The 11,032-nt window shown below is 71.2% G+C and carries 7 protein-coding genes; 2 read left to right on the forward strand and 5 right to left on the reverse strand.

From position 1 onward, the window contains the following. Together ACOMG5_RS16890 and ACOMG5_RS16895 are read right to left on the reverse strand one after the other, a co-directional pair. On the reverse strand, positions 1–230 hold a 230-nt coding region (locus ACOMG5_RS16890), incomplete at its 3' end, for a transposase (RefSeq protein ID WP_420344955.1). A 170-nt stretch (positions 231–400) separates the two neighbouring features. Continuing rightward, a complete protein-coding gene (locus tag ACOMG5_RS16895) occupies positions 401–1,369 on the reverse strand; it encodes an arylamine N-acetyltransferase family protein (protein ID WP_420344956.1) in 969 nt (322 codons plus the stop codon). A gap of 98 nt (positions 1,370–1,467) precedes the next feature. Between ACOMG5_RS16895 and ACOMG5_RS16900 the strand changes: the two genes are divergently transcribed. Both ACOMG5_RS16900 and ACOMG5_RS16905 read left to right on the forward strand, forming a co-directional pair. Next, positions 1,468–1,896 (forward strand): hypothetical protein, encoded by a 429-nt coding sequence (locus ACOMG5_RS16900; protein ID WP_420344957.1) that lies wholly within the window; start codon positions 1,468–1,470, stop codon positions 1,894–1,896. Further along, the gene (locus ACOMG5_RS16905; protein ID WP_420344958.1) at positions 1,893–3,230 is read left to right on the forward strand and encodes a GAF domain-containing protein; all 1,338 of its coding nucleotides are present in this window, start codon (positions 1,893–1,895) and stop codon (positions 3,228–3,230) included. Before ACOMG5_RS16900 ends, ACOMG5_RS16905 begins: the two co-directional genes overlap by 4 nt. 8 nt (positions 3,231–3,238) lie before the next feature. Here ACOMG5_RS16905 and ACOMG5_RS16910 read toward each other — a convergent pair whose 3' ends face one another. From ACOMG5_RS16910 to ACOMG5_RS16920, 3 genes are read right to left on the reverse strand one after another with little or no spacing between them, the layout of a single operon-like run. After that, complete coding sequence (locus ACOMG5_RS16910; RefSeq protein ID WP_420344959.1) at positions 3,239–4,171, reverse strand: hypothetical protein; 933 nt, start codon at positions 4,169–4,171, stop codon at positions 3,239–3,241. Beyond that, positions 4,168–4,884, reverse strand: coding sequence for a hypothetical protein (locus ACOMG5_RS16915; protein ID WP_420344960.1), 717 nt, complete (start codon positions 4,882–4,884; stop codon positions 4,168–4,170). Before ACOMG5_RS16915 ends, ACOMG5_RS16910 begins: the two co-directional genes overlap by 4 nt. Positions 4,885–4,927: 43 nt before the next feature. Further along, positions 4,928–10,879 (reverse strand): hypothetical protein, encoded by a 5,952-nt coding sequence (locus tag ACOMG5_RS16920; protein ID WP_420344961.1) that lies wholly within the window; start codon positions 10,877–10,879, stop codon positions 4,928–4,930. Positions 10,880–11,032 lie beyond the last annotated feature (153 nt).

Raw genomic sequence — 11,032 nt, forward strand, 5'->3', positions numbered from 1 at the left:
ATGTCCAGCATCTGCTCGGCCAATAGCTTCTTCAGCTTGGCATTCTCGTCCTCGAGCGCCTTCAGCCGCTTGGCCTCGGACACCGTCATCCCGGAATACTTCGCCTTCCAGGCATAGAACGTGCCTTCCGACATCCCGTGCTTGCGGCAGAGATCGGCACACTTCGCGCCAGCCTCATGCTCCTGCAAGATGCCAATGATCTGCTCTTCCGTCAGTCGTGCCTTCTTCATCGTCCGTCCTCTCCATGGGCCGGACTCTAATCGCAGATGGAGGAAAACTCCCGTGGCAGGTCACCAGTCCTTGAAACGCCTCTTTCTCATTCGAACCGCCTCAGCTCATGCGACGAGAAAATCGACTGACCCACCCCATGACACATGGTCAGGACGACCGGCCGGCGCCTTCAGGCAGCCGCGTTTCGCGCGAGGGACTGGATCCGGTCCCACACCGGCGCGGCGTCCGGGATATCCAGTTCGAAGACGCTCGCGAACGTATCGGCCAGATGGTCCGCACTGGTCAGGCGCCGCTCGCTGACGCCCGCCGCCGTCACATTCCGCAAACAGTCATTCTGCAGCGCGACATAGCCATTGGCTGTATGACGGAACACCGCGAGCGCATTGGTGAAGGGAGACCCGGGGTCCCGCATCAGCCAGCCATGGCTTGCCGCCATCGCGTCCTCGTCGCTATGACCGGGGTGGAAATCGAAACTCCGAGCGATGCCGCGGGCGTGGTTCCGGAAGCGCATCCAGCCGCCGTCCACGGGCATGATCGCAAAATCGAAGTCACGCTGGCTAATCTTCCCTTCGGCGAGTGGCACCGGCGCGATAATCGCATCCGCAACCCCGACTTCGGCCAGATAAGGGCGCTCGAGATCGACCCGCAGCGTCAGGTGATTGCCGATTGCGACGTCGCCGAGGATCTCCCGGTTGACGCCCCCGCACAGTCGCGTCACCCGGAACCCGAGCCCCGCCAGAACGGCGCCGAACAGCCCGTTCATCTCGTAGCACCAGCCCCCCCGGCGCCCTTCCACCATTTTTGTGAAGGCGGCAGCAGGGCTTACCTCCGACGGCCAGCCCATGAAGGCATCCAGTGCCTCCCAGGTAAAGGACAGCAGATGGGCACTATGCAGTTCCGTCAGGCTGCGCAGGTCGGGGCTGCGCGGGCGCTCCATGCCGATCCGCGCGAGATAGGCATCGATCTGCCCGTCCGAGAGCGCCATCGCACCCTCACGCAAAGACATATCGTTCATTTTCGGGTTCCCTTTCGCTCTGCCGTCATCCGGCTCTGTGGCCCCGGCGGCGGTCGCCCGGGATCTGGCGCCTTGATAGCGTTGCGCGGAGATCCGCGTTCCTAAATGAATACGCAAATCCATGGGCATATCCTAAAAGACTGCTAAAATGCTGCAGGACCGGACCGGGGGCGGCGTTGAAGCTGGATGATGATCTGCTTGATTTCCTGAAGCGGCCGCTGATGTGCATCGTCGCGGCGGCCGATCGGCAGGGCCGGCCCTCGGCCGGGCGCGGGGTGGGCTTTCGCGTGCATGAGGATCGCGAAAGCCTCGACATCATTTTCTCCGGCTGGCAATGGCCGCGCCTCGAAACAGCGGTGCCGCAAACCGGCAAGCTCGCCGTCACCTTCGTCAGCCCGGCCGACTATGTCACCTTCCAGCTCAAGGGGGCAGCAGCCCTGCGCGAGACGGAGGCGCAGGATCTGGAACGTGCCGGCCAATTCATCGCCGCCGCGACCGGGGCGCTCGAATCCCTCGGCGTGTCCAATCATCTGATCCTGCCCTGGCTCACGGCGCGCGGCGCGCGCGTCGCCCGCCTCGTCATCACCGAGATCTATGTCCAGACCCCGGGCCCCCTCGCCGGAATGCGCGCCGGGATACCCGCCTCATGAACCTGCGCCTGAGCGACCTCGCCCCCTGTTTCGAAGGGGTCATCCCCTCGATCATCGCCACCGCGGCCGCCGATGGCATGCCGAATATTTCCTACCTGTCGCATGTCCTGCGGGTCGATGACGACCATGTCGCGCTGTCGAACCAGTTTTTCGCGAAGACGGCGGCGAATGTGCGCGCCAACCCCAAGGTCACGCTGATCCTCGTCGACGGTTTCACCGGAGACCAGTTCCTGCTCGATATCGGGTTCGTGCGCTCGGTCGATTCCGGCGAGCTGTTCGACAAGATCTCGCGCCAGCTCAAGGCCACCAGCGCCCAGGTCGGCATGTCCGAAGTGATGCGCCTGCGCAGCGCCGATATCTTTCGCGTGCACGGCATCGAGAAGGTGCCCTCGCCGGTCGAAAGCCCGCCGCCCGAAGCCGTGCGCCCCCCTGTCAGCCTTCCGCGGCTCGCGGAGGCGGCCCGCGCCATCGAGCGCCAGTCCGGCACCGATGAGATCATCGACTGCCTGCTCCATGGCATCCGCGATGTGCTCGGCTACAGCCACGGGCTGGTTCTGGTCCGCGACGGCGGCAGCTCTGGCCTGATCACCACCGGCAGTCTCGGCTACGCCCGCTCCGGCCTCGGCTCGGAAATTTCCGGCAGCGAGGGGCTCATCGGCGAAGCGGTGAGCAGTGGCGAGACGACCAAGGTGAGCGACATGAGCCGCCTGCGCCGCTTCGGAGAGGCCATCGGCCTCGAGGCGGAGCTGACCGAGAACGCGTCCCGCTCCATCGCCTTCCCGGAATTGCCGCGGGCCATGAGCCAGATCGCCATTCCCATGATCGCGCGCGGCGTGGTGACGGGCGTTCTGTTCCTCGAAAGCGAGAGCCGCCTCGCCTTTCGCGACGAGGACGAGGCGGCCTTGCAGATCCTCGCCGCGCAGGCCGCACTGGCCCTTTGGGCCAGCGAGCGCGAAGCGGCGATCGCCGAGCCGCGGCAGGCACCCCCGCCCCCCGTCCCGGCGACGGGAAAGCCGATCCGCATCGCCCATCACCGCTATGACGACAGCGTGTTCATCGACGGAGTCTATATCGTGAAGGGTGTGGCGGGGACCTTGCTGCGCCTGATGATGGAGTGGCACCTGAGCGATGGCCGGAGCGAATTCACCAACCGCGAGCTGCGTCTTGCCGCCGGGGCGCGGATGCCGGAGCTCAAGGACAACCTTGAAACCCGCCTGCTGCTGCGCCGGCGCCTCGAGGAAAAGCAGGCGCCGCTGCGCCTCCTGCGCGTCGGCCGGGGCCGGATCCGGCTGGAGGCCGACGGCCCGCTCGCGCTCGACGCCGGGCGGGAGTAAGCGCCGCATCACCCCGCGGTTTCGTTCTGCACCGGGCGCATCGCATGGCGGGCGCCCTCCAGCGGGCGGCGAAAGCGCCCGATCCGCCCCGGCAGGGCCACCGCCAGCGCCCCCTCCTTCATCACCCACTCGCCCTCCGGCGGTACCGGCTCCGGCCAGCCCGCGGGCGGCGGCGCCTGCGGCGACAGGCCGCCCGGGAAGGGCCGCCCATCCGCGCCACGCAACGCCGCCTCCAGCTCCTCTGCCGTCACAAGCCGCCCGCGCAGGCCGAGCGCTTCCGCAGGCAGCGGCGCGCCGGCCAGCGGCCCGAAGCGCAGCCCCTCCGGCCGCGCAACGCGCCGCGGCGGGTTCGGCAGGCACGCACGCGGCACAGGCGGCGGCAGGCCGATCCACGCCATGCCGCCCTCCGCCCCGGCAGGCAGCAGCGGCGCCAGCCGCAGCATCATGTCCGGGTCCGTATCCTGCCCCAGAAGGCAGCGGCGAAACCGCGCCTGCGCCTCCGTTTCCTCCGCTTGCCCGCGCAGGCAGGCCAGCACCACGCGGCGCACGGCGGTGAACAGCTCCAGCTCCGGCCGCTCATAGGCCGCCGCAGAAGGGCGCGCCATGGCCTCCACCAGGGGCGCGAGCGCGCAAAGCCCCTTGCGCGCCACCACGATGGCCGCGCGGGACGCCTCCTCCACCCCGCCCCGCAATACCGCCACCAGCGCATCTTCCGCAGGGCCGAACGGATCCTCCGCCCCCTCCAGCCAGCGCAGCCCCCGCACCGGGTCGAAGCCATAGTCCAGCACCGCATCGCCGCGGCGGAAGCGGGCAAGCTCCGGCTCCCCGGGGATCAGCGGCGGCAACAGCGCAGGCAGGCGCTCTTCGTGCCAGCCCAGAGCCCGCAACCGCGCCGCCAGCGCCGCAAAGCCCAGAGCCGGATCGAGCCGGTGCCGGGTCACGGCCGCGCGCCCGCCCGGGCGGCGATCGCCTGCCGCAGCCGTGCCATCGCGGCCGTTTCGGGGCGGCAGAGCGCCAGTGTGAGCCAGTAAAGCTCGGGCCAGTCGAACTGATCGGCCGCGAAACGCGCCGGGAAGGCCGCGAGCAGCGCCTCCCATTCGGCTTCCGCCCTGGGCAGCGCCGCCAGAAAGGCCACGATGTCGGCCACAATCTCCGCGGGGGTCTCTTCCTCGGGCGCTTCAAGGACCGCGCGCGCCGCGTCCAGCCGGCCATGGGCGGCCATTGCCGCCGCGGCCCGGCGCCGCCCGCCCGGCCCGAACCGGTCCCGGTGCTCCAGCCGGCCGAGCAGTGCCGCCGGATCCAGCCCATCCATCGGCAGCCCGGCCGCAGCCGCAAGGTCATGCACCGCCAGCGCCCCAAAGGTCTGCGCAGCCAGGCCCGGCCCGGGCGCCGCCTGCACGGCGCGGGCGAGCGGCAGCATGTCCTTCAGGATCCGCGCCATCACCGCCTCCTGCCCCAGGGCCAGCCCGAGCGCCACGCTCCCCGCCGCCGCCAGAAACGGCGGGCCGAACAGCGGATCCCCGGGCGCATGCGCCATCGCATCGCGGAAATCGGCCATAAACAGCCGCGCGACGACGGCCGGATCCCGTGTCAGCATCGCGATCAGCCCGGGCCAGTCCGCGGGTGTGGTGCCGGTCTGTGGCATGGCTGTCATCTCCCTCGCCTGTCGGTCCTGCACATGCGCATCTCTCCCAAGGCTACCGGCGGTTCAGCACGAAAGCCACCCGCCCGAGCGTCCCCGCGGGCAGGTTCCGCGCCTGCAGAGCCGCGAGAATGGCCGCGCGCAGCGCCTCCTTGTCGCCAATAAGGTCGCTCAAATCGACGACGAGGCCGAGCTCACGGTGGCTACCATCGGGCAGGATCACGGCGCTGCGCAGCCGCTCCGCCAGCACCCCGGCGAAGGCCTCTACCGAGCCGCCGGCCCCCGTGCGCAGCCCCCCGCTCGGCACCGGCACCACGTCAAACACCTGCCCCGCGCCGGAGATGAACGGCGCCGCGGCCACGCCACTCGGCCCCACGCCCGGATGCGCCGCCATGGCCGCAATAGCCTTCGCCTCGATCTCCTCCACCCGGACGCCGCGGAACCGCTTCACCACATCCTTGCCCAGGAGCGCCTCCCAATCCGTCCGCAGCCGCGGCAGCGTGGTCTGGGCGCCGCGGTTGCCCACCCGCGTTCCGGGGCTCAGCCGCAGCAGCAGCTCCACATCGCCCGCCTCCAGCGCCGCGCGCACCTGTCGGGCCTGATCCGCGGCGATCCCCAGCCGCTGCGCCACCACGCCATCGAGGATCCGCTCTGTTTCGGCGGCCAGCTCGGCGGCGCTGTAGGGCTGCTGCCGGCTCAGCGCCGCCATCGGCCCGTCGTTCATCAGATCGGCCAGGAATTCCAGGTTCCGGTCCAGCTCCGCCCCGCCGCCGTCCTGCGCCATCAGCCGCGCCGCGGCCTCGGCCTCCGCCGCAATGCGCTCCGCACGCGTGGGCCGGAGCCGCGCCGCCATATCGGCCAGATTGTCATCGAGATTGCCGGGCGAGAGCCCCGCCGCCGGATTGCCCTCATAGCGGCTCACCGCGGTGAATTCATGATAGCCGACCCAATTGTCGGGATAGGCCTTCACCTCCACCACCGCCAGATAGGGCCGCCCCTCCGCGTCGATCCGCAGCTCGACCCCATCAAAGCCCGTGCCATCGGCGCGCTGGACCTGAAAGCTCGCCAGCACCCCCGATTTCGGATCCGCCGCCAGCGCCGCCGACATCAGCCGCGATTGCGCCTCCGCCACCCGCCCGCGCTTCGCGATCTCGCCGCCGCTGATGTCCCAATGGGTGAAGCTCAGGTCGTTGCGGTTCAGGTGCAGCGTCTCCTCCCGCAGCTCCAGCACCACATCGGGCTTCGCCGGGTCGAAAAACTCCACCTTGCGGTAATGGCGCCGCACATGCACCCGCCGCCCGCCATTGTACTCGAACGCCGGGCCGCCCGCATCCGGCCGGGTGTATTTGCCGGGCTTCGCCGGGCGCCAGCGGGTGCCGGTCTGCATCTGCAGCTGGCCGTCCTTCACCCGGAACGCGGCTTCGGCGCCGCCCTCCGGAATCGCGCGGAACTGGGCGCCGTCCTTCAGCTCGATCTCCGACAGCCGCGCCGGCGCCACATTTTCCGCAAGTCGCCCCTGCAGCTCCGGCACCCCGGAGCGCGCCGGGTAGGGGCTGTCCGTCACCAGCGCGCCCCGGGCCGGCAGGGCGGCATCGTCGAGCACGGCAAACACCGGCGGCCCATTGGTATTGGCGGCCTTTTTCAGCCCCTTGTTGAACAGCCGCGCAGGCTGATCGAGGAACTGCGGCGCGCGCTTCAGCCCCGTCGCCATCGCGATCCGCTGCAAAAGGCCAATCCGCGCCACCTCTGCCGCCCGCGCCTCCAGCCGCATCAGCGTCGCCTCCGCCCGGGCGATCTGCTCGGCCAGCGCATCGCGCGCGGCCCCGGGCGGCAGCCGGGCGAAATCCGCTGCGAGGCCGCGCATCAGCCGGATCTGCGCATCGGCCTCCAGCCCGATCTTCAGCCGGTAAAGCTCCACCCGCTCGCCCACCGAAAGCCGGTCCCAGCCCTTCATCCGCGCCTCGTCCAGCCGCAGCACCAGCGGCCCCAGCTCCGGATCGGCGAGCTGCGCCAGATGCACCCCCTCCTCGCGCAGCGCCGCCAGCCGCAGCGACGCCGCCTCCGGCGCGCCGTTCAGCACGATCCGCGGGCGGCCATTCTCCACCAGCGTCACCGCGACCCCGCTTTCGGAGCGGGTCAGCGCGCGGAAATCGGCCTCGGGCAGCACCTCCACCCGGATCCCCGCGAAATCGCGCCGCGCCGCGGGCGGCATCCCGGCCAGAACCGCGCCGCGCATCTGCCGCTGCAGCCCCGCATCCAGCGCATCGGCCTTCAGCCGCGCCTCGGCCGCCGCATCGAACTGGCGCAGGAAGTCGCCCATCCGGGCCTCGGGGTTCTCGGCCTTGAACGCCCGCCAGGCGCTGAGCCGGTCTGCGGGCGTGCCGCGCGCGCCCAGAATATCCCCGCTGTGAAACTCGGGCCGGGCGCCGCGCGGCACCGTCACATCGGGCACGGGCAGATGCGGCCGCCCGATGCCGCCGAGCCCGCCGATCCCGCCCGAGACCAGCCCGCCAAAGCCCGTCTGCACCATCGTCCCCGAAAGGATGTTCAGCGCCGGGTTGCCATGCTCCCAGTTGGCATCGTTCAGCAGGTTCCCCGCCAGCGCCGACGGCAGCGCGCCCGCCGCCCCCTCGATCCCCTCGGCCACGCCATGGGCCAGGATCCGGCTCGCGCGCCTGCCGGTCTGCGCCATCCGAGATAGAGCCGCGGCGAGCCGCGACGAAGCCAGCCGCCCAACGGCAGGCTTGCCCGCCGACGCCACCCGCAAGAGCGCATTGCCGACGCCGAACGTGGCCGCCGCCGCCGCCGCATCCACGATCCCGATCACCGCATCGAGCGCCATTTCCTCGCCGCCATAGGCCGCGCCCTTCAGCGCGGATTTATAGAGCATCGACATCGCCGCCGCCGCCAGCGCCCCCAGGATCGCGCCCGCGAGCCCCCCCGTGGCCACCGTCACCGCGATCGCGGTGACGAGCGCCACCGCCGTCGTCACCGCATCGGTCACCGCATCCACCCGCGCGCGGTAAAGCTCCACCGCCGATTGCATCCCGGTGCCGCGGCCGCGGAACTGCGCCGTGGCGCGGGCGCGTTCGGCGGCGGGCGTGGCCGGGTCGGTGAGCAGCCGGTATTCGGCCTGCATCCGCGCGAGCCGCGTCGTCATCACGTCGCGCTCGTGCCCGGTGATCGGCGAATTCACCAGCTCCCAGTTCACCCGCGCCTCGGCCAGCGCCATCTCCTGCTGCGCATTTTCCGGCACGCCGCGCAGGCGCAGGCGCATGTCGAAGCCTTCGCGCCCGTCCAGCTCCTCGGCCGCGATCTCCTGCACCGTGGGCCGGCCCATGGCCGCCAGCTCGCGGTTCATGTCCTCTATTTCCCGCGCGGTCAGGCCTTCGGTCGCGCGGGTGAAATCCGCCTCGTCGGTCCCGAGGCCCCGGCTCGCGAAATCCACCCGCTGCGCCGGGGTCAGCCAGCCGCCCTGCTCGCGCAGCTTCTGCGCCTTTTCCCGGTCGGTCCCCGACATGTTCGCCCGGATCAGCCCATCGAGCCCGCCGCGCAGGCCGGTGCTGTCGTAACGCGCGTTGTAGCGGCTCTCCAGCGCCTGCATGTTGCGCGCCCCGCCCGCCCGCGCGGCCGCGGCCAGCTCCCGGTCCAGGTTCCGCTCCGCCGCGGCCACCTGATAGGGATCCCAGTTCTCCTCCGTGGCGCGGCGGCGCAGCGCATCGCGCCGCGCGCGCCAGTCGGGGTCGCGCTGCAGCCGGTCCAGCTCGCGCTGATACTGGGTCTCCAGGACCGCATTCACCGCGTCATCGTCGGTATAGATGATACCCCGGCGCTCCGTCTCCAGCCGTGCCGCATCGGCCGCAACCAGATCGTTGTCGGCAAGCGCATTGGCCAGGTCCAGCTCCGGCCCGCTCATATCGCTGCGATAGGCCTGGCGCAGCGCGCTCTCCCCGTCCCCCGGCGCGCCGTAGCGCACATTGTAGGAGCCCTCGACCGCCTGATTGCGCCGGGCGATCTCCGCCTCCATCTCGGGCTCGGTCATCGGCCGCATCCGCCCGTCCGCGCCCAGCACCTGCTGCGCCGCCACATCGGCGCGGATATCGGCATAAACCCCCTCGATCTGACCCTCGTCGGTCCCGATCCCGAGGCCCAGGAACCCGCCATGCATGGCCTGATCGATGGCAATCGCATCGGCGCGCGCGGTATCGCCCTCGCGCAGCGCCCGCGCCCGCTCCAGGTCGTGTCCGCTCAGATCGCCTTCCAGATCCAGATCGAGGTCGCGGCCATAGCGGCGCCGGTATTCGGCCACGATCGCCGCGCGCTGCTCGGGCGTCTTGCCGCGCAGGGCGCGCATGATCGCGTCTTCGTCGGTGCCGTACCAGTCGTCCATCGCGTCGCGCAGCGTGGCCGCGGCCTCCACCACCGCATCCCCGCGCAGCTGCGCCTCGGCCCGGTCGAGCTCCGCCCCGCCCATCTCGTCGCGCAGATCGGCATCGAGGTCGCGGCCATGGCTCTCGCGGTACATCGCCCGCACCGCCTTGCCCTGCAGCGGCGTCGCCCCCGAAAGCGCGGCAAAGATCGCATCCTCGTCGGTACCCCAGCCGGTCACACCGCCATACATCGCCTTGTAAAGCTGATCGGCGATCCGCTCTGCCGAAAAGCCCGCCGTTTCCGCCTGGCCGATGGCCTGCAGCTTGTAGGCATCGCTGTCGGGCTTCGCCATCACCTCGGCCTGCATGGCCGAAATCAGGCTCTCGCGCTCCTCCGCCGCCAGCCGGTAGCGCAGCCCCGCCGCCACGGCGCCAAGCGAATCCCGCGCGCCGGGCGGGGCGGCATAATAGGCGCGGATCACCTCCTGCTGCTCGGCCGAAAGGCTCTGGAAGGCCGCGTTCGTAGCCACGTCCACCGTCTCGCCCTGGCTCGCCACGAACTGGCTCAGCAGGCCCGCATTCACCAGCGTGGCGTCGCGCGCCTCCCCCGCCCGCTCCTCGGCCCAGACCTCGGCCTCGGCATTGGCCAGCTGCCCCCATTCGCGAAACCGCCGCAGCAGCCCCTCGAAGAAGCCCTCGTTCGCCGTGGTCTGGCCGCTGGCCCAGTCGCGCACCATCGTGGTGGCCTCGCTCAGCGCCGTGGCCACTTCGGCGCGAAACCCCTCCGCGTCCGTGGTGGCCTCGGCCTTCAGCCGCGCCACCTCGTTGCCCACCCGCCGCCGCTCGGTATCCGCCCAGAATCGGATCCGCCCGCGCTCCATGATATCGGCCATCGCCGTCTCCGGCCGCCCGGCGGCGGTGATCGCCGCGGCATCCTGGCGCTCGGTCTCGTCATAGGCGGCCTGCTGGCGCGCCCCGGCGCTCTCCAGCGCGGCATGCCGCCGCAGCCGGGCCGTCTCATAATCCACCCGCAGCCGCGCCGCGCGCCGGTTCAGCCGCCCGATCTGCTCATCGCGGCGCCGGTTGATCACGGCCGGGCTGTCCGCGCCCGCCGCGGCATCCACCACTGCGCCGGTATGGGCCTCCACCCCGTCGCGCGCGGCCTCCACCGCGCTCTCTTCCGCGCCGCCCTCGCGGCACACCGCTTCCGTGCCCGCCTCGCCGCCGGCCTCCGCCTCCGCGCGGGACTGGTTCGCCGCCGCCGCCACCTCCGCCCGGCGCGCCGCGACGGCCGCCTCCAGCTCCGCCCACGTCACCCCGGCCTGCTCCGCGACCCGGCGCAGCTGCGCGCTCAGCGCCGCCGTCACCCCCGCCGCCCGGTCATTGCCGATCTCGGGATATTGGCTGTTGAGGATCGCGTTCGGATAAGCCTCGGCCCGGGCCTTATCGATGATCGGCTGCGCCTGCCCGGCCGGGTCGGCCAGCAGCCGGGCGATGATCTGCGCCATGCCCGTGCGCACTGGCGCCGGCAGCGGCGGGGGCGGCGGCACCGGCGTATCGGAAATGGTCACTCCGGTGGCGCTGCCCGGCGCCAGCTCCGGCACCGGCGCCTCGGTCGCAGCCGCGATATTCTCCATGCACATCTGAGATTCCGGCGGAATCCCGGGAGCTTCGGAGGTGAGGGGCTCCGGAGCCGGGCTGGCCGCATCGGGCGGCGCAGGCTGCGCTGCGCGCGCCCCGGCCGGATCGCGCACGAGCGGCTGCGTGCCACGCGGCGAGGGCGCCAGATC

Origin of the sequence: Paenirhodobacter sp., from assembly GCF_041916475.1 — a bacterium.
Classification (GTDB): Bacteria; Pseudomonadota; Alphaproteobacteria; order Rhodobacterales; family Rhodobacteraceae; genus Rhodobacter.